The sequence below is a fragment of the Sphingomonas chlorellae genome, from assembly GCF_056485145.1.
In genome coordinates this window covers 625577-644317 of sequence record NZ_JBQXXM010000001.1, presented here as the reverse complement: position 1 = coordinate 644317, position 18741 = coordinate 625577, and the positions used below count along the sequence as shown (strand labels likewise).

Sequence of the window (18741 nt, the reverse complement as noted above, 5' to 3'; positions counted from 1 at the left end):
AACTGACTCCGGATGATTGCAGCACACGCAATCTTCTTAGGAGGGAGTCAGGGGTGTGCGGGTGCCTCTGCATCATTTTGAAAATTACGCGAGGCTTTCCCGTGGCATAGACCAGAGCGCCGACAAGGCTGTCAAAGCCTCCCGCGCCGGCCGTCGGCGATCCGCCGCCCGCAGCGGCGCCCGGCGACGACGGGAGACGAGACGATTGCCTGTCCCGGCGCCAGCGCCTAGGGAGGCAGGCCAACGCGGGTTGCAGGGGCAAGCATGACGGACGCACCTCTTGTCGGCATCATCATGGGCAGCACGTCCGACTGGGAGACGATGCGCCACGCCGCCGAGATCCTCGACGCACTGGCGGTGCCGCACGAGACCCGGGTGGTGTCGGCGCACCGGACGCCGCAGCGGCTGTACGACTATGCGCAGGGCGCGGCAGGCCGCGGGCTGAAGGTCATCATCGCGGGCGCGGGCGGCGCGGCGCACCTGCCCGGCATGGCGGCCGCGATGACGCACCTGCCGGTGCTGGGCGTTCCCGTCGAATCGAAGGCGCTGAAGGGCATGGACAGCCTGTTGTCGATCGTCCAGATGCCCGGCGGCATCCCGGTCGGCACGCTGGCGATCGGCAAGGCCGGCGCGATCAACGCCGGGCTGTTCGCGGCGGCGATCCTGGCGACGGCGGACCCGGCGCTTTCGGCGCGGTTGCAGGACTGGCGCGCGCGCCAGACCGACAGCGTCGCGGTGGACCCGGCATGAGCGTGTTGCCCCCCGGTTCGACGATCGGCATCCTGGGCGGCGGCCAGCTTGGGCGGATGCTGGCGGTCGCGGCGGCGCAGCTCGGCTATCGCACGCACATCCTGGCCCCCGACGCCGAAAGCGTCGCGGCGCAGACCGCGTCGAGCTATACCCGCGCCGACTATCACAGCCGCATCGTGCTCGACGAACTCGCGGCGGCGGCCGACGTCGTCACCTATGAGTTCGAGAATATCGCGATCGACCCGGTCGAATATCTCGCCGCGCGCGTGCCCGTGCGCCCCGGCCCGCAAAGCCTGGCGGTGGCGCAGGACCGCGCCGAGGAAAAGGCGTTCGTCGCCGGGCTGGGCGGCCGCACTGCGCCCTGGGCGCCGGTGGCGACGCTCGACGAACTGAAGGCCGCGCTGGCGACGATCGGCACCCCGGCGATCCTGAAGACGCTGCGGCTGGGCTATGACGGCAAGGGCCAGGTGCGGCTGCACGATCCCGCCGAAGCCGAGGCGGCATGGGCGGCGATCGGCGGACGCCCCGCGATCCTGGAAGGGTTCGTCGCCTTCAGCCACGAATTCTCGATCATCACCGTGCGCGGGGTCGACGGCGCGCTGACCAGCTATCCGCCGCCCTGGAACGAGCACAGGGACGGCATCCTCGCGCGCTCGACACTCCCCGCCCCCGCCGAGATCGCGCGTCACTGGACCGAGGCCGCGGCGCTCGCCGGGCGCGTCGCCGAGGCGCTCGACCATGTCGGCGTGCTGACGCTCGAGTTCTTCGCGACCGAGGACGGGCCGGTGTTCAACGAGATGGCGCCGCGCGTCCACAACAGCGGCCACTGGACGATCGAGGGCGCCGAGACGTCGCAGTTCGAGAACCATATCCGCGCGATCTGCGGGCTGCCGCTGGGCAGCACCGCGCTGACCGGCAGCCATGTCGAGATGGAGAACCTGATCGGCGCGGAGGCCGAACGCTGGCCCGAACTGCTCGCCGAACCGGGCGCGCACCTGCACCTTTACGGCAAGCGCAACGCGCGGCCGGGGCGCAAGATGGGGCACGTCACCCGCGTCCGCCGCTGACGCACGCCGCCGCCCGGAACGCGGGCCGCGGCGCGCCGACAATGCGCAGCATTCGCAACATGGGGAACGCCGCTCGCGACGTGCCCGCGCCCGGCCATGCGCCGCGCGGGGGCGCGGCATCGGCGCGGCCCGGCCACAGCGCCGGCCCGCCCCCTTCCCCCACGACACACCCCCCAACGCAAAAGGCCCGCCACCCCGGGGGGTGACGGGCCCTTGCGGCGTTCCGCGAGCCTGGGAATCAGGCGCGCGTACCCTCCATCGGGAAGCTGCCGAACGCGCCCGCGGTCACGGTGCCGGTGATCTTGTCACCCTCGACCGTCGCCTCGCAGGTGAGCGTCATCGGCATCGGCACGGTGATGTCGAGCGCCCAGCTGAGCTTGTCGCCGTCGACCTTGCCGTTCTTGACCTCGGCATTGCCCATCGCACCCGCATAGGTGCCGGTGAAGGTGTCACCCGTGCTCGCCACGGTCAGCACCGCCTGCTGGTCGCCCATCGGCGACTTGGTCACCGTGTTCCAGCTTCCGTCCACGTTCGCCATTTCGGTCTCTCTCTTCCTGTCAGGATCACTTGGCCGCGGCGGGTGCGGGAGCGCGCGAAGCGCCCACCACGGATGCCGCGGGCACCACCTCGACAGGCAGGCCGAGGCTGTCAAGCTGCGGCCGGACGGTCTTGGCGTCGCCCACGACCACCCAGACGAAGCGGCTGGGGTCGAGAGCCTTGCGTGCCGCAGCGTCGAGCTGTGCCGCGGTCATCGCACGATATTTTTGCGCGACGGTGCTGTAGAAATTGTCGGGACGGCCGCGCAGGTCGTTTTCCTGCATCGCCGACAGCACCGCGCTCGAGGTTTCGAATCGACCCGACAGCTCGCGAGTCGCGCCGTTGATCGTGCGCGTCAGTTCGGCGTCGGTGACCCCCTGGGTCGTCAGAAAGGCGCGGATGTCGCCCATCAGCGCCTGGATCGATTCACCCGTCTTGTCGGCCTGGACCGGCGCGCTGATCTGATAGGGCACCGCCTTGTCGAGCCACACGAAGCGGCCGTTGACGCCATAGGACCAGTGCTTGCTCTCGCGCAGGTCCATGTTGATGCGCGACAGGAAGTCACCGCCGAGCACGACGTTCGCGGTGATCTGCGGCAGCAGCTCGGCCTTGGGATCGAGCTTGGTGAGCTGTGCGCCGATGATGACCGACTGCGGCGACGTGCCGCGATCGACCAGCACGATGCGCGGGCTCGCCTGCTGCGGCGCCGTGTCGAACGCCTTGACCCCCGCGGTGCCTTCGCCCCGCCACTTGCCGAAGCGCGCCTCGAGCGCGGCGCGGACCTCGGCCAGCGGACGGTCGCTGGCGATGAAGATCTTCGCCTTTTCGGGGCGGATCCAGGCGCGGTAGAAGTCGATCAGCTCGGCGCGGGTGAGCGACTTGATCACCTCCGGATCGCCCGAGCCGGCGCCCAGCTTCGCATAGGGGCTGGCGGGGCCATAGAGCAGGCCCGGCACGACGCGGCCGGCCAGACCCTGCGGATCCTTCAGCTCGGCGGCGATGCCGGTCAGCGTCGTCTGGCGGATGCGTTCGAGCTCGCCCTGCGGGAAGGCCGGGTTGCGCACGATGTCGGCGAACAGGTCGAGCGCGCCGTCGAGGTTCGGCGTCGGCGCGCCGAGCGACAGATAGGTGCGATCGGCCGAGCTGCCCGAACCGATGCTGGCACCGAGCCGCTCGCGCGCCTCGGCGAGCGCCACCGCGTCGCGCGTCGTCGTGCCTTCGTCGAGGAGCGCGAGCATCATGCCCTGCGTCCCCAGCTTGCCGGCCGGATCGGCGGCGGCACCGGCGTCGAAGCTGAGCACGATGCGCGTGAACGGCACCGCCTTGCGGTTGGCGTAGACCAGCTCGACGCCGTTCGACAGGCGCGTGCGCTCGACCGCCGGGAAGTCGAGATCGCCGACCGCGGCGACCTCCGGCATCGCGCCGCGCGTGCCCTTGACCGGCTCGGCCTGGGCCGCGGGAGCGGCGGCGGCAGCGGCAGCGGGCTTGGCGGCCGGCGCCTTGGCTTCCTCATAGGCTTCGCGCTGGCCCGGCGTGACGAGCAGCGTGAGCGCCGGACGCGTCAGCCACTTCTGCGCCGCGGCACGCACGCGATCGGGGGTGACCGACGCGGTTTCGAGCAGCTCCTTCTTGTAGAAGGCCGGATTGCCCGAATAGAGCTCGCCCGAGGCAAGCGCGACCGCCTTGCCGCCGAAGCCGCCGACCGATTCGAGCCCCGCGATGCGGCCCGAAACCTTGGTCGTCGCGACGCGGCGCACCTCGTCGGCGGTCGGGCCGGTGCGGATCAGGTCGGCCATCAGCTCGTCGATGCGCTTCGACACCACCGCCGGATCGACGCCCGGACGGACCACCGCCTGAATCTGGAACATGCCGAGCTGGGCCATCGCCTCGTTATCGGCCGAGATGTTGACGGCGAGCTTTTCCTTGCGGACCAGTTCGTTGTCGAGCCGCGAGCTGGCGAGGCCGCCGAGCACGCCCGCGAACACTTCGAGCGGGACCGAATCGGGATCGTTGAGCCCCGGCACCGCCCAGGTGCGCAGCAGCAGCGTGGCCGCGACATTGTCGTGCAGCTCGACCGTCTTGGGCGCGGCGAGCGTCGGCACGGTGACGGCGGGCAGCTCGCTCTTCGGACCGGCCTTGATCTCGCCGAAATATTTCTCGACGAGCGGGCGCGCTTCCTTGGCGTCGACATCGCCCGCGAGCACCAGCACCGCGTTGTTCGGGCCATAGTGCGAGCGGAACCAGTTCTTCACGTCCTCAAGGCTCGCCGCGTCGAGATCGGCCATCGAGCCGATGACGTTGTGGCCATAGGGCGTGTTGCCGAGCAGTTCCTCGAGCAGCTTGTAGTAGAGCAGGCCGTAGGGCCGGTTATCGCCCTGACGCTTTTCGTTCTGGACGACGCCGCGCTGCTCATCGAGCACCTCCTGCGTGATCGCGCCGAGCAGATGGCCCATGCGGTCGCTTTCGAGGAAGAGCGCGCGTTCGAGCGCCGGCCTGGGCACCGTTTCGAAATAGTTGGTGCGGTCGAACGAGGTGGTGCCGTTGAAATCGGTGGCGCCGACCTGCTTGAGCGGTTCGAAGAAGTCGCCCGGCGCGTTTTCCGAGCCGTTGAACATCAGGTGCTCGAACAGATGGGCAAAGCCGGTCTTGCCCTTGGGCTCGTGCTTCGAGCCGACATCGTACCAGGTCGACACCGCGACGATCGGCGCCTTGCGATCGGTATGGACGATCACGCGCAGGCCGTTGGCGAGCGTGAAGGTCTCGTACGGAATGTCGACGCGCTTGACGAGTTCGGCGACGGGCACCGCCTTGACGTCGGCAGCGGCAGGCTTGGCCGCGGCGGGCGCCGGGGCCTGCTGCGCCAGCGCGGGCGTGGCAAGGCCGGCAACCGCAAGCGCGACGGTGCTGCAATAGGTGACGAACGGCTTCATAACGCTGGGATCCTCCCCCGGGGAAAAAATTTGGCGCGGCGAACATAGCGCCCCGCCATGGCCCCGCAACCGTATTATTGCCGCAAGGCAGCCGTACACCGGAACTTCCCGCAAAAACCCCGCCCAAACGCTTGCCGAAACGCACAAAATGCGCCGTGACGGCAGCAACCGGCGGCAACCGGCGGCGATGCCGACGCACCCGGCCCCCGCGGCTTGCGCCCGCGCGCCGAAAGCGGCAGCCTGCCGCCGATGTCCGGCCGCGGGCGCGGGCCGCCCCCTCGCCGCGCGCGGCGACGGGCCGCCTCGGTGCCGCGGCGCGACAATATTGGGAGGATTACGAGTTTCCCCTTGTGTTGCGAAATTGCAACACCATCTCCGCCTCGAACGTCAACAGGGATCACCCATGAACATCGAGAAGTTCACCGACCGCGCCAAGGGCTTCCTCCAGTCGGCGCAAACCGTCGCGATCCGCATGAACCACCAGCGGATGAGCCCCGAACACCTGCTGAAGGCGCTGCTCGAGGACGAGCAGGGCATGGCGAGCGGGCTGATCCAGGCCGCCGGCGGCGACGCCAAGCGCGCGCTTGCCGAGACCGACGCCGCGCTGTCGCGTATCCCCGCCGTTTCGGGGAGCGGCGCGCAGGCGACCCCCGGGCTCGACAACGACATGGTCCGCGTGCTCGACCAGGCCGAGCAGGTCGCGACCAAGGCGGGCGACAGCTTCGTCACCGTCGAGCGGATGCTGCTGGCGCTGACGCTGGCCACCACCACCGCGGCGGGCAAGGCGCTGGCCGCGGCGGGGCTGACCGCGCAGAACCTCAACGCCGCGATCGACCGGCTGCGCGGCGGCCGCACCGCCGACACCGCCACCGCCGAGGACCGTTACGACGCGCTGAAGAAGTTCGCGCGCGACCTGACCGCGGCGGCGCATGAGGGCAAGCTCGACCCCGTGATCGGCCGCGACGAGGAAATCCGCCGCACGATCCAGATCCTGGCGCGCCGCACCAAGAACAACCCCGTGCTGATCGGCGAACCCGGCGTCGGCAAGACCGCGATCGCGGAAGGGTTGGCGCTGCGCATCGCCAATGGCGACGTGCCCGACACGCTGAAGGACCGCACGCTGATGGCGCTCGACATGGGCAGCCTGATCGCGGGCGCGAAATATCGCGGCGAGTTCGAGGAACGGCTGAAGGGCGTGCTCGACGAGGTCAAGGGCGCCGAGGGCCAGATCATCCTGTTCATCGACGAGATGCACACGCTGATCGGCGCGGGCAAGACCGACGGCGCGATGGACGCGTCGAACCTGCTCAAGCCCGCGCTCGCCCGCGGCGAGCTGCACTGCATCGGCGCGACCACGCTCGACGAATATCGCAAATATGTCGAGAAGGACCCCGCGCTCCAGCGGCGGTTCCAGCCGGTGTTCGTCGGCGAACCGACCGTCGAGGACACGATCTCGATCCTGCGCGGCATCAAGGAGAAGTACGAGCTGCACCACGGCGTGCGGATCACCGACGCGGCGATCGTGAGCGCGGCGACGCTGTCGAACCGCTATATCACCGACCGCTTCCTGCCCGACAAGGCGATCGACCTGATGGACGAGGCCGCCAGCCGCATCCGCATGGAGGTGGAGAGCAAGCCCGAGGAGATCGAATCGCTCGACCGGCGGATCATCCAGCTCAAGATCGAGCGTGAGGCGCTGAAGAAGGAAACCGACGCGGCGTCGAAGGACCGGCTGGCCAATCTGGAGGGCGAGCTCGCCAATCTGGAGCAGCAGTCGGCCGAGCTGACGACGCGCTGGCAGGCGGAAAAGGACAAGATCCAGTCCGAGGCCAAGATCAAGGAACAGCTCGACGCCGCGCGCATCGAGCTCGACCAGGCGCAGCGCACGGGCAATCTGGGGCGCGCGGGCGAGCTTTCCTATGGCGTCATCCCGCAACTGACGCGGCAGCTCGAGGAGGCGCAGAGCGCCACCCGCGGCGCGATGCTGCGCGAGGAAGTGACCAGCGACGACATCGCCGCGGTGGTGAGCCGCTGGACCGGCATCCCGGTCGACAAGATGCTCGAGGGCGAGCGCGAGAAGCTGCTCCAGATGGAGGCCGAGCTGGGCCGTCGCGTGATCGGCCAGGAGGCCGCGGTGCGCGCCGTTTCGACCGCGATCCGCCGCGCCCGCGCCGGGTTGCAGGACCCGAACCGGCCGATGGGCAGCTTCCTGTTCCTCGGCCCGACCGGCGTCGGCAAGACCGAGCTGACCAAGGCACTCGCCGACTTCCTGTTCGACGATCCCAACGCGATGGTGCGCATCGACATGAGCGAGTTCATGGAGAAGCACGCGGTCGCGCGGCTGATCGGCGCCCCTCCCGGCTATGTCGGCTATGAGGAAGGCGGCGTGCTGACCGAGGCGGTGCGGCGGCGGCCCTATCAGGTCGTGCTGTTCGACGAGGTCGAGAAGGCGCACAACGACGTGTTCAACGTGCTCCTCCAGGTGCTCGACGACGGCCGCCTGACCGACGGCCAGGGGCGCACGGTGGACTTCTCGAACACGATCGTCATCCTGACGTCGAACCTGGGCAGCCAGTATCTGACCAATCTGGCCGACGGGCAGAAGGTGGAGGAAGTCGAACCGCAGGTGATGGAAGTCGTCCGGGCGCATTTCCGCCCCGAATTCCTCAACCGGCTCGACGAGATCATCCTGTTCCACCGGCTGGGCGCCGAGCATATGGCGCCGATCGTCGACATCCAGGTCGCGCGCGTCGACAAGCTGCTCAAGGATCGCAAGATCCACATCGAGCTGACCGACGCGGCCCGCGCCTGGCTGGGCCGGGTGGGCTATGACCCCGTCTATGGCGCCCGCCCGCTGAAGCGCGCGGTGCAGCGCTATCTGCAGGATCCGCTCGCCGAGATGATCCTGCGCGGCGAGGTCAAGGACGGTGCGACCGTCAAGGTCGGCGAAGGCGACGGCGCGCTGGTGCTGACCGTCGCATAGGCAGGGCAGCCCGGCCGGACCGGGCCGGATATCATCGGACAAAAATTGGGGCGGCTCCGCGAGGAGCCGCCCCAGTTGCAAGGGCTGGAGAGAAAGGCGTCAGAAGCCGACCTTCACACCGGCCTTGAAGTAACGACCATAGATGCCGTTGCCGCCCTGCACCGGGTTGTACAGGTGCGCGCCATAGGTGATCGGATCGACCGGCGGCATGCGGTCGAACAGGTTCATGACGTTGGCGTAGAAGGTGAAGCGGTCATTCACCCGGACCTGCGCGTTGAGGTCGAAGGTGATGTACGAGCTGACGTCGCACGCGACGCTGCCGTCGCTGAGACCGCAATCCTTGTACCCCGTCCCCTGGTCGGTCGCCGACAGGTTGTAGCCGCCGAAATAGTTGACGGTGCCGGTGAGCAGGAAACGGTCGAAGTCGAGCGTGGTCATCCAGGTGCCGTGCCACTTCGGCGTCCCCGAACCCGCGGTCAGGTTGAAGTTGCCGAGCGTGCCGTCATAGCGTTCGACGGTGCCGTCCGGATACTGCGTCTCGAGCCGCAGGATATAGCTCGCCTCGGCCTGGCTGTGGATGGTGAGGCCCGACGACACCGGAATGTCGACCGAAGCAGCGAAGTCGAGGCCTTCCGACTTGATCGTGTTGGCGTTGATGAAGGCCGCCTGGACGAACGCGATGCGCGGCAGCGCGCCCGGCGTGCCGGTATCCGCCGCGTCGGGGATCACGGTGTAGCCGGTCGGGATCGGCTGACCCGCATAATAGGCGGCAATCGCCGGCGCGAAGTTCGGCGACGCGATCGCGCCGGTCTTCTTGATGTTGTAATAGTCGACCGACAGCTTGATGCCGCGCACCGGCGTCACGTCGATGCCCGCGGTGAAGCTGCGCGACTTTTCCGGCTTGAGCTGCGGGTTCGACAGCGTCGTCTGGCCATAGGACGCGTTGCGGATATAGGCCGGGCAGGTGTTGTAGTTGTTCGGCGCGTTCGTGTCGGTCGAGCTGGTGCAGCCATATTGCGCCAGATACGAGTCCGGATAGATGCTGCGCGACGCGGTGACATAGCCGGTCGTCGGGAAGGTCGCGTTGGCCTCACCGAAGCTCGGCACGCGGAAGCCGCGCGAATAGGTGCCGCGCAGCGTGACCTGGCGGACCGGGGTGAAGGTGAAGCCGGCCTTGGGCGAGAAGTTGTCGAGGCCGCCGGTATAGCGGTCGTAACGCCCCGCGAGGTTGATCGTCAGCGCATCGACGATCGGCGCGTTGAGTTCGGCAAAGGCCGAATAGACCGTGCGATCACCCTTGGTCGCAAAGCCGTTGAGGCGGTAATAACGCTCGGTCGCGCCGTTGAAGTCCGAGTTGATGCTCGGCGAATCGACCGCTTCGTAGCGAACCGAGGTGCCCAGCGCGAGCTGGAGCGGGCCGCCGGGCAGTTCGACGAGCTTGCCGGTCACACGGCCTTCGACCTGGAACAGGTCCGAGGTCGAGGTCGACAGCGCGGTCGGCGCCAGATAGTCGAGCGTCGCCTGGCTGTTCTGCGCCGGATTGATGAAGTTGAAGCTGCCGTCGGCGATCACGTCGAGCAGGTGCTGGATATAGACATAGCCCGTCGAGCGCCGGCGCAGGTCGATGTGCATCGCCGTGCCGTTGACGTCGTAGGTCCACGCATCCGACAGGTTGCCCTTGACGCCCAGCGCGCCGCGATAGGCGCGGGTGCGCGTCTGGTCGCGTTCGATCATGTTGGGCAGACGGCCGATCAGCGCCGCGGTCTGCCCCGCCGCCGCGAACGGGTTGTTGGGGTTGAGCGTGCCGTTGGCGGCGGTGCAGGCACCGATCGTGTTCCGCGGGCAGACATAGACCGGCAGCTGGAGCACGGTATTGTTGCCGTAATAGGCGACGTTCGCCGAGGTGCTGTAGCGCGGATAATAGAAGGGCGCCGGCGCGTTGCCGCGGATCGTGGTCGGCAGGCCGGTGGTCGACACCTCGGTCTGGAGGAAGTTGAACTCGCCGTAGGCCTCGCCCGAATCGCCGAAGCGGGCGGTGACGCGACCCGAAACGCCGAAGCGCTCGATCTGCGGCGCGATCATGCCGTAATTCTGGGTGAGGTCTTCCTGGCACACGGTCGTCGGTGCGGCGGCGTTCGCGGCGGCGGCCAGTTCGGCTGCCGTCAGATTGTAGGTCGTGCCGCGCGGACAGCCGAGCGTCGGGTTGAGCAGCTGATAGCGGCCCGTCTGCCCGCCCGTCAGCGCGTTGGCCGGACGGACATAGAGCGTGCTGCCGGTGTTGGTGACGTTGGCGCTGAAGCCCGGATAGGCGCCGCTGCCGTCGAGGCCGTCGACCACGTTGTTCGGGCCGCAATTGCCGTCGTGGCAGACGCGGCGCAGGTCGTCCGAATTATAGGGATAGCCGCGGTCGCGGTTATAGAGCGCGTTGCTCTTGTAATAGAAGCCGCTGAGATAGGCGTTATAGCCCTTCGCATCGAGATCCCCGACGCCGGCGGTCAGGCTGAGGCGGTACTGGGCGGCGTCGCCGCGTTCGGAGATGCCGGCCTCGGCGCGGCCGCTGATCCCCTGAATCTCCTTGCGCGTGATGATGTTGACGACGCCCGCGATCGCGTCGGCGCCATAGGCCGAGGAGGCGCCGTCGCGCAGCACTTCGATCCGCTCGACGATGTCGTCGGGGATCGTGTTGAGGTCGACGAAGTTGCGCGTGCCGTCGTCGGCGAGCGGATAATAGGCCGCGCGCATGCCGTTGAAGAGCGTCAGCGTCGAGTTGGTCGACAGACCGCGCAGCGACACGGCCGACGCGCCCGAGGCGAAGGCGCCGTTGGCCGAGAAGCTGTTGGTCAGCGCCGGGCCGTTATTGGCCGCAAGCTGCTGAATCGCGTCCTGCGTGGTCGAGATGCCGCGCCGGTCGAGGCTTTCGGCGTTGACGATCGTGACCGGCGAGGGCGAGGCGCGCGTCGCGAGCAGCGAGCCCGTGACGACGATTTCGTTGCCGCTGTCCGCCTGCGTGTCTGCCGGGGCGGTCGGCGCCTGCTGCGCGGCGGGCGCGTCCTGCGCAAATGCCGGCGCCGTAACGGCAGCGCCCGCGGCCAGCGCGGTGAGCGCGGTGCCGGCACGGAGCAACCGGGCGATCTTCGCTGTGTGCATCAATGGATCCCTCTTTTCTGCCGGCGCAAGACGCCGATCGTTGCGTCGGTCGACCAGCCAGTCGACGGACGTGATGGCGATGGATGCGACGCAAGACGGGAGGGAGTAAAGACCGGCGGCGGCAGTCAGCGGCGGGTTTTGAAATAGTGTATCAAACCGGCAACTATTCTTTTCGCATTCTTTTCGAAAATAGCCTTGATGCGCAATTCACTGCCGGAACGGGACATTTACGGAAATCATGAAGAAATGTGCGGACACCATGTGGAAATATTCACGCCGCCCGGTGGAAAGGAACGTGCGCCGTTCGTGACGGATGCGTAACGCACTTCCAGTTTTTGCTGCACCTGCACGCCTTTCGTTTCGCGGCGCGGGGCGCAAAAAAGGGGCGCGAAGCCGAAGCCTCGCGCCCCCTGAGCCGAACCTTTCGGGGTCCGGCGTTCGATCAGAACTTGAACGACGCTCCGGTGAAGAAGCGACGGCCGAGGCTGTCGTACATCGAGTTGTCGGTGTTCGAGTTGGTGACGCCGTTCAGGACCATCGGCGGCATCTTGTCGAACAGGTTGATGACGCCGGCATAGAGCGTGAGCTTGCCGAGGCCGTACTTGACGTTGAGGTCGAAGTAGTTCTGCGACTTCACCCAGCCGTTGCTGCCGTCGAAGTCGACCACTTCGCCGATGCGCTGCCAGTTCACCGCCGCGGTCAGGTCGCCGCGGGTGTACGACAGGCGGACGTTCGAACGCCACTTGGGCAGCGTGCCGCGGTCGGCGGTGCTGAGGCCCTCGTAACGCGTGCCGTCGAGGTCATAGGCAAGCAGGCGCGTCATGTTCGCGTTGACCGCGAACTTGTTGTCCGGCCCGAACAGCGTGAAGCTGTAGCTGCCCGCAAAGTCGATGCCGCGCGTCTTGAGGCTACCGGCATTCGCAAGCGGCACCGTGAGGAACAGCTCACCCGACGCATTGCGCGTGACATAGCGGCAATAGGCGTTCGCATTGTATGCCGCCGCCGTGGTCACGCCGCTGGCGAAGCACGCGTTGACGAGCGCCGCCGAACCGCCGGCCAGACGGTCGATATAGTTCTCGAGCTTGATCGAGTAATAGTCGACCGACAGGTTGAGCCCCGGGACCATCTTCGGCGTCAGCACCGCACCGACGGTGAAGGTTTCAGACTTTTCCGGCCCGAGGTTCGTGTTGCCGACGTTGCGCGATTCGACCTGGCTGTTCGACTGCGTGATCGGGTTGGCGATCACGTCCAGCCCGTTGAACTGGATGCGGCAGATGGCGGCAGTCGATGCGGAGATCGTCTGGGAATCGCCGTTGGCCAGCGTGCTCGCGCAGGGATCGTTGACCGTCGGGAAGTTCTGGTCACCGGCCTGATAGAGTTCGAACACGCTCGGCGCACGCGTCGCGCGCTGGTACATGCTGCGGAAGCGCAGCCCCGAGATCGGCGCATATTCGCCGCCGATCTTGTAGGTCCACTGGCCGCCGACGGTGCTGTAGTCCGAATAGCGGGCGCCCGCTTCGAAGCCCAGATAATGCGCGAACGGCGCATCCTTGAGCACCGGCACGTTCAGCTCGCCAAAGACTTCCTTGACGTTGAAGTTGCCCGAGATCGCCGACTGCGCGTTGAAGCCGCCCAGATCACCCAGACGCGACGATTCCGACGGCTTGAAGCTCGACGAATCGCGGCGATATTCGCCGCCGATCGACACGCCCAGCGGACCCGCGGGGAGGTCGACGATCTTGCCCGAGATCGCGCCGACGACGTTGGTGCGGTCGAAGCTGAAGTTATCGACCGACGAGCCGATGCGGATATAGTCCGCCTGCGCCGAGGTCAGCGTGCCGCCAAAGGCGTTGCCGAGCGAGATGCAGCCCGTCGGGCTGCCCACCGGACAGCCGTTGAGGCCGGCGATGAAGCGCGTCTTCGAAATGTCGTTGGTCAGCGACGAGGTCTGATCGGTACGACCGTAGCTGTAGTAGACGTCGTAGTTCCAGCCCGGAGCGATGTCACCGCGCGCGCCCAGCGTGATCTGATAGGTGTTGAACTCCAGATCCTGGATACGCGGGCCGACATCGGCCATGCGGCGACGGAGGATCACCGGCGCGGTCGGGTTCGGGCGCGTCGCGAGCAGCGCGCGCGCCTCGGGCGTCAGCGCCGGGCTGAGCGGATCGACCGCGATGTTGGTCGCGGGCGTCGGCGCCAGCTGCAACGTCACGCGGTTGTTGATGTAGAGGCCCTCGGTATAGATCTCGTTGTTGCCGCCGAGATCGTAATGACCGAGCAGGTTGAGCTCGAACTTCTTCTGCGGCGTCTGCAGATAGTTGATCGGCGCGAAGTTGTAGCGGTCACCCACGCCGTTGTTGAGCTCGGGCAGCTTGTTGATGAACGGGCGCGGCACGCCGTTCGTGCCGAACGAATAGTTCGACCCGCTCGGGAAAGCGTTGAGCGGATTGTTGTCGAAACGCCCCGCGACGCCGGTGGAGCTGCCGTTGCCCTGGAGGTCGATCTTCGACCAGCCGCGCTCCGACTGGAACGAGCCCTGGCGCTGGAAATAGTCGGCATGGACGGTCACGTTGCCGCGGCCGTCGGCGGTGTTGGCGCCGAAGATGCCGTAGATGTCATAGGCGTCGCTGTCGCCGCGTTCGGTCACGCCATACTGGCCGCCGAGTTCGACACCCTCGAAATTGCGCTTGAGGATGAAGTTGACGACGCCCGCGAGCGCGTCCGAACCGTAAACGGCCGAGGCGCCGCCGGTCACCACGTCGACACGTTCGATCAGGTGCGACGGGATGTTGTTGAGGTCGGTACGGCCCGTGTTGGTCGACGGCACCAGACGGCGGCCGTTGATCAGCACCAGCGTGCGCGACGGCCCGAGGCCGCGCAGGTCGACCGTCGCGGTGCCGTCACCGCCGTTGTTGACGTTCGAGTTGAGGCCCGGCGCCACCTGCGGCAGCTGGTTGAGCACGTCCTCGATGTTCTTGCGGCCCGACTGCGCGATCAGTTCCGACGAAACGATCGTCGTCGGGCTGTTCGAGGTCAGGTCCGGACGCGCGATGCGCGAGCCGGTGACGACGATGTCGGCGTTGGCCGAAGCGGCTGCCTGGTCCTGCGCCATCGCCGGCGCAGCGGCGAAGGCGCCGGCACCGATGATCGCGAGCGCGGACAGAGCCGAGCCCCCCCGGAGCATGTTCTGTATGGACTTCATATTTCCCCACCCAGTGGTTGTGCGCGCCAGAAACGCGGCGCGCATACGGAACCGCCCCACAGACACCTGTGGAAACGATGGCGAAATATTCGCGCCGCGAGGGGGGGGTGTAAAGCCGCCGTGCCGATGTGACACAATTCTTACGAAACACTGTGTCCCGCGGGCCACAGTCGTTTGTGCGAAACTTAGCCGAACGGCGGCGGCAGAATTATGATGGAACCCGTCGCGTCACTCCGCCGCCGGCATCGGGCCGGCGACGAGCAGCGGATCGATCCGTGCGCCGTGCCACATCAGCCCCCAATGAAGGTGCGGACCGGTCGCACGGCCGCTCATCCCCACGGCGCCGATCGGCTGGCCGCGGCGCACGCGCGCGCCGGTCGCGACGTCGATCCGCGACAGGTGCATGAACGCACTGTTGAGCCCCATGCCGTGATCGATGATGAGCAGCCGCCCCTCGAGCGTGAAGGGCACCGGCGTCGCCAGCACGACGACGCCGTCGGCAGGCGCGAGCACCGGTGTCCCCACCGGCCGGGCGATGTCGATCCCCGAATGATAGGCGCCGGGTTCGCCCGCATAGATTCGCTGCGATCCGAACAGCGTCGAGATCCGGCCCGTCACCGGCCACAGAAAGGGCTGGCGCCATCCCTCCGCACCGCCGTCCATCGCGCGCGCGGCGACGATCTGCGCCAGTTCGCCCGGCCGCGCCTTTTCGAACTCGGGACGCGGGACGGGATATTTGGGCAGCCGGTCGAGCCGCGAGATGTCCCATGCGCGCGGCGCGATCGTCAGCGACTGGCGCAGCTCGCGCCCGTCGCCCAGCCGCGCCACGAGCAGCGCGTCGGGCCGCGCATCACGGTCGAATGCGATCAGGAAGCGGCGATCGGGGGCGATCCGCACCGGCGTGCCGTCGAGCGTGAGCAGCGTCGTTCCCGCCGGCGCCGTGCCGATCACCAGCCCGCCCTGGATCAGTTGCCCGGCGAGCTGGAAACGATCGACGCCGGCGGCGGCGCGCACCGGCGTGCCGCCCGCCTGCCCCGCCCGGACGGCCTCCGGTACCGCGGCGAAAACCGTCGCCGCGATCGCGAGCCCCGCACCCAGGCCCGGCCTCATCGCCCGGCGAGCACCTTTGCCGCGACCTGGGGAGAGGCATAGGGCTCCTGCCGCGCAACGCTCCAGTAACGGAGCTGGTCGAGCGGGATCGATTCGCCCGTCGCCGCGCAGACGACATGGTCGCCGGGCGACAGCACGCGAAAACCGTTGGCCAGATAGTGCAGGCGCGCCGCGCGCCCGGCATTCGACATCAGCATTCGACAGAATTTCCCTGGATCGTCGCGGTCACAACAGGCTCGGCTGCTCGGGACCGGGGGCAGGATAGGTCTTGCCGCCCGCCCGCTCAACCCGCACGTCGACGGTGTCGTCGATGAACCGCAGCCGCAAGGCCTGGGCCGCCCGCGCCTCGGCCGCCGTCGCGACCAGCTGGCCGTTCGGGCGCCCCTCGACCCAGGCATAGCCCTTGCGCAGCGGCAGTTCGGGGTGGAGCAGCGCCAGCTGGCGCGCGGCGGCGTCGAGCCGTTGCACCGCGCTCGCGTAACGCTGGTCGAGCATCGCGGGGCGCAACGCCGCGCCGCGCCGGTCGAGCGTCGCGCGCAGGTCGGCAAGCCGCCGCTGCGCCGCGCGATCGACGCCGAGCGCGTCGAGCCGCTGACGCGCGCTCGCCAGCCGCTGCACCACCACCGCCGGGCGCAGCGCGGCCGCGCTCCGGTCGAGCTGCGCCCGCGCCTGCCCCGCGCGCCGTTCGAGCGCCCGGCCGAGCCGCGCGCCCGCATCGTCGAGCCGCTGGCGCTGCGGGCCGAGCAGCGCGTCGCGCCGCGGCAACACGCGCACCAGCGCCGCCAGCCGTTCGGCCGCGCGCTCGTGATAGCGCCGGGCGCAACGCCCCGCCCGGTGCGCCAGCGTCGCGACGCTGTGGCGGATGTCCGCCAGCACCGGCACCGCCATCTCCGCCGCCGCGGTGGGCGTCGGCGCGCGCAGATCGGCGGCATAGTCCGACAGGCTGGTATCGGTCTCGTGCCCCACCGCCGAGATCAGCGGGATCGAGCAATCGGCGATGGCGCGGACCACCACCTCCTCGTTGAACGCCCACAGATCCTCGATCGAGCCGCCGCCGCGGGCGACGATGACCAGTTCCGGCCGCGGGATCGGCCCATCCACGGGCATCGCGTCGAAACCGCGGATCGCCGCCGCGACCTGCGCCGCCGCGCCCTCGCCCTGCACCTGCACCGGCCACAACAGCACATGGCTGGGGCAACGATCCTCGAGCCGGTGGAGAATATCGCGGATCACCGCGCCGGTGGGCGAGGTGACGACCCCGATCACGCGCGGCATGAACGGCAGCGGCTGCTTGCGCGCCGGATCGAACAGCCCCTCGCCCGCCAGCTTGGCCTTGAGCCGTTCGAACAGCGCCATCAGCGCGCCCTCGCCCGCCAGTTCCATGCGCTCGATGACGATCTGGTACTTGGAACGCCCGGGATAGGTGGTGAGCTTGCCCGTCGCGATCACCTCCAGCCCGTCCTGCGGCTGGAACGGCAACGCCGAGGCCGCGCCGCGCCAGATCACCCCGTCGATCACCGCATCGGCATCCTTGAGGCACAGATAGCCGTGCCCCGACGCCGCGCGCTTCCACCCCGAAATCTCGCCGCGCAGGCGGACATGCCCGAATTCGCCCTCGACCACGCGCTTGAGCCGCGACGAAAGCTCGCTCACGCTCATCGCGGGTGCGTTGTCCCCCGGCGTCTGCTCGGCTACCAGCCGCGCCTTAGGCGCATCGAATAGGGGGTCTGCCATGAATGTCCTGCTGCTGGGTTCGGGGGGCCGCGAACATGCGCTCGCCTGGAAGCTCGCGCAATCGCCGCTGCTGACGCGGCTCTATGCCGCGCCGGGCAATCCCGGCATAGCCCAACATGCCACGCTTGTGGAGCTAGCCGCCACCGATCACCGCGCGGTCGTCGCCTTCTGTCGCGACCATGCGATCACGCTCGTCGTGGTCGGCCCCGAGGCTCCGCTGGTCGACGGGCTTGCCGATACGCTGCGCGCCGCCGGTGTCGCAGTGTTCGGCCCGAACCGCATCCCTGCCCAGCTCGAGGGATCGAAGGGCTTCACCAAGGATCTGTGCGCGCGCGAATCGATTCCCACGGCGGGCTATGTCCGCGTTCACGACCTCGCCACGGCGCGCGGCGCGCTCGCCGATTTCGCGCTGCCGGTGGTGATCAAGGCCGACGGCCTGGCTGCCGGCAAGGGCGTGACGATCGCGATGACCGGCGACGAGGCCGTCGCGGCGCTCGAGGCGATCTTCGCCCAGCCCGGCGGCAGCGCGGTCATCGAGGAGTTTCTGGAGGGCGAGGAGGCCAGCCTGTTCCTCCTCACCGACGGCACCACCATCCTCCCCTTCGGCTCGGCGCAGGACCACAAGCGCGTCGGCGACGGCGATACCGGCCCGAACACCGGCGGCATGGGCGCCTATAGCCCCGCCCCCGTGCTCACCCCCGCGCTCGAAAGGCTGGCGATCGACACGATCGTCCGCCCCACGGTCGACGCGCTCGCCCGCGAGGGCACGCCTTATTCGGGCATTCTCTATGCCGGGCTGATGCTGACGCGCACGGGGCCGAAGCTGATCGAATATAATTGCCGCTTCGGCGACCCCGAATGCCAGGTGCTGATGATGCGGCTGGAGGACGACCTGCTGCCGCTGCTCCACGCCGCGGCCGAGGAGCGGCTGGCCGGGCTGCCCGATCCGGTGTTCGCGCCCGAAACCGCGCTGACCGTGGTGATGGCGGCCCGCGGCTATCCGGGCACGCCCGAAACCGGCGGCGCGATCGCCGGGATCGACGCCGCCGAGGCGACCGGCGCGCGCGTGTTCCAGGCGGGCACCCGACGTGCCGACGGCATCCTGATCGCCAGCGGCGGGCGCGTGCTGAACGTCACCGCGCGCGGCGCCAGCGTCCGCGCGGCGCAGGCTGCCGCCTATCGCGCGGTTGACGCGATCGACTTCCCGTCGGGCTTCTGCCGCCGCGACATCGGCTGGCGCGAGGTCGCGCGCGAGACGAACTGACGCGCGCACCGCTGGAC

The 18741-nt window shown here is 68.5% G+C and carries 11 protein-coding genes; 4 read left to right on the top strand and 7 right to left on the bottom strand.

Going from position 1 to position 18741, the window contains the following annotated elements; translation table 11 throughout:
- Positions 1 to 264: 264 nt before the first annotated feature.
- Together purE and ACT3CF_RS03000 are read left to right on the top strand one after the other, a co-directional pair.
- Positions 265 to 750, top strand: a complete 486-nt coding sequence (purE, locus tag ACT3CF_RS03005) for a 5-(carboxyamino)imidazole ribonucleotide mutase (protein ID WP_478420242.1) — start codon at positions 265 to 267, stop codon at positions 748 to 750.
- The gene (locus ACT3CF_RS03000; protein WP_478420241.1) at positions 747 to 1817 is read left to right on the top strand and encodes a 5-(carboxyamino)imidazole ribonucleotide synthase; all 1071 of its coding nucleotides are present in this window, start codon (positions 747 to 749) and stop codon (positions 1815 to 1817) included. Before purE ends, ACT3CF_RS03000 begins: the two co-directional genes overlap by 4 nt.
- A gap of 238 nt (positions 1818 to 2055) precedes the next feature.
- Here ACT3CF_RS03000 and ACT3CF_RS02995 read toward each other — a convergent pair whose 3' ends face one another.
- Together ACT3CF_RS02995 and ACT3CF_RS02990 are read right to left on the bottom strand one after the other, a co-directional pair.
- Positions 2056 to 2355 (bottom strand): hypothetical protein, encoded by a 300-nt coding sequence (locus tag ACT3CF_RS02995; RefSeq protein WP_478420240.1) that lies wholly within the window; start codon positions 2353 to 2355, stop codon positions 2056 to 2058.
- A gap of 25 nt (positions 2356 to 2380) precedes the next feature.
- Positions 2381 to 5284 carry a M16 family metallopeptidase gene (locus tag ACT3CF_RS02990; RefSeq protein ID WP_478420239.1) on the bottom strand — a complete coding sequence of 968 codons (2904 nt, stop codon included), beginning with the start codon at positions 5282 to 5284 and terminating at the stop codon, positions 2381 to 2383.
- 403 nt (positions 5285 to 5687) lie between these two features.
- On the opposite strand from ACT3CF_RS02990, the gene clpB reads away from it, so the two are divergent.
- Entirely contained in the window at positions 5688 to 8267 is a 2580-nt protein-coding gene (clpB, locus tag ACT3CF_RS02985; protein WP_478420238.1) for an ATP-dependent chaperone ClpB, read from the top strand.
- Between the two features lie 99 nt (positions 8268 to 8366).
- Here the strand turns inward: clpB and ACT3CF_RS02980 are convergent, their stop codons facing one another.
- From ACT3CF_RS02980 to xseA, 5 genes are all read right to left on the bottom strand, one after another.
- On the bottom strand, positions 8367 to 11414 hold the full coding sequence (locus ACT3CF_RS02980) for a TonB-dependent receptor domain-containing protein (protein ID WP_478420237.1): 3048 nt from the start codon (positions 11412 to 11414) through the stop codon (positions 8367 to 8369).
- Positions 11415 to 11856: 442 nt separating this feature from the next.
- A complete protein-coding gene (locus ACT3CF_RS02975) occupies positions 11857 to 14616 on the bottom strand; it encodes a TonB-dependent receptor plug domain-containing protein (protein WP_478420236.1) in 2760 nt (919 codons plus the stop codon).
- 228 nt (positions 14617 to 14844) lie between these two features.
- Complete coding sequence (locus ACT3CF_RS02970; RefSeq protein ID WP_478420235.1) at positions 14845 to 15726, bottom strand: M23 family metallopeptidase; 882 nt, start codon at positions 15724 to 15726, stop codon at positions 14845 to 14847.
- Positions 15723 to 15923, bottom strand: coding sequence for a DUF2093 domain-containing protein (locus ACT3CF_RS02965; RefSeq protein ID WP_478420234.1), 201 nt, complete (start codon positions 15921 to 15923; stop codon positions 15723 to 15725). Before ACT3CF_RS02965 ends, ACT3CF_RS02970 begins: the two co-directional genes overlap by 4 nt.
- Positions 15924 to 15951: 28 nt before the next feature.
- The gene (xseA, locus tag ACT3CF_RS02960) at positions 15952 to 17460 is read right to left on the bottom strand and encodes an exodeoxyribonuclease VII large subunit (protein WP_478420233.1); all 1509 of its coding nucleotides are present in this window, start codon (positions 17458 to 17460) and stop codon (positions 15952 to 15954) included.
- Between xseA and purD the strand changes: the two genes are divergently transcribed.
- A complete protein-coding gene (gene purD, locus ACT3CF_RS02955; protein WP_478420232.1) occupies positions 17459 to 18724 on the top strand; it encodes a phosphoribosylamine--glycine ligase in 1266 nt (421 codons plus the stop codon). The two genes, xseA and purD, sit on opposite strands and share 2 nt — an antisense overlap.
- Positions 18725 to 18741: the final 17 nt, after the last annotated feature.

What these genes read in the sequence shown, in the direction of transcription:
- purE (WP_478420242.1), top strand. Translation starts at nt 265, where the DNA reads ATGACGGACGCACCTCTTGTCGGCATCATCATGGGCAGCACGTCCGAC.
- ACT3CF_RS03000 (WP_478420241.1), top strand. Translation starts at nt 747, where the DNA reads ATGAGCGTGTTGCCCCCCGGTTCGACGATCGGCATCCTGGGCGGCGGC.
- ACT3CF_RS02995 (WP_478420240.1), bottom strand. Translation starts at nt 2,355, where the DNA reads ATGGCGAACGTGGACGGAAGCTGGAACACGGTGACCAAGTCGCCGATG.
- ACT3CF_RS02990 (WP_478420239.1), bottom strand. Translation starts at nt 5,284, where the DNA reads ATGAAGCCGTTCGTCACCTATTGCAGCACCGTCGCGCTTGCGGTTGCC.
- clpB (WP_478420238.1), top strand. Translation starts at nt 5,688, where the DNA reads ATGAACATCGAGAAGTTCACCGACCGCGCCAAGGGCTTCCTCCAGTCG.
- ACT3CF_RS02980 (WP_478420237.1), bottom strand. Translation starts at nt 11,414, where the DNA reads ATGCACACAGCGAAGATCGCCCGGTTGCTCCGTGCCGGCACCGCGCTC.
- ACT3CF_RS02975 (WP_478420236.1), bottom strand. Translation starts at nt 14,616, where the DNA reads ATGAAGTCCATACAGAACATGCTCCGGGGGGGCTCGGCTCTGTCCGCG.
- ACT3CF_RS02970 (WP_478420235.1), bottom strand. Translation starts at nt 15,726, where the DNA reads ATGAGGCCGGGCCTGGGTGCGGGGCTCGCGATCGCGGCGACGGTTTTC.
- ACT3CF_RS02965 (WP_478420234.1), bottom strand. Translation starts at nt 15,923, where the DNA reads ATGCTGATGTCGAATGCCGGGCGCGCGGCGCGCCTGCACTATCTGGCC.
- purD (WP_478420232.1), top strand. Translation starts at nt 17,459, where the DNA reads ATGAATGTCCTGCTGCTGGGTTCGGGGGGCCGCGAACATGCGCTCGCC.
- xseA (WP_478420233.1), bottom strand. Translation starts at nt 17,460, where the DNA reads ATGGCAGACCCCCTATTCGATGCGCCTAAGGCGCGGCTGGTAGCCGAG.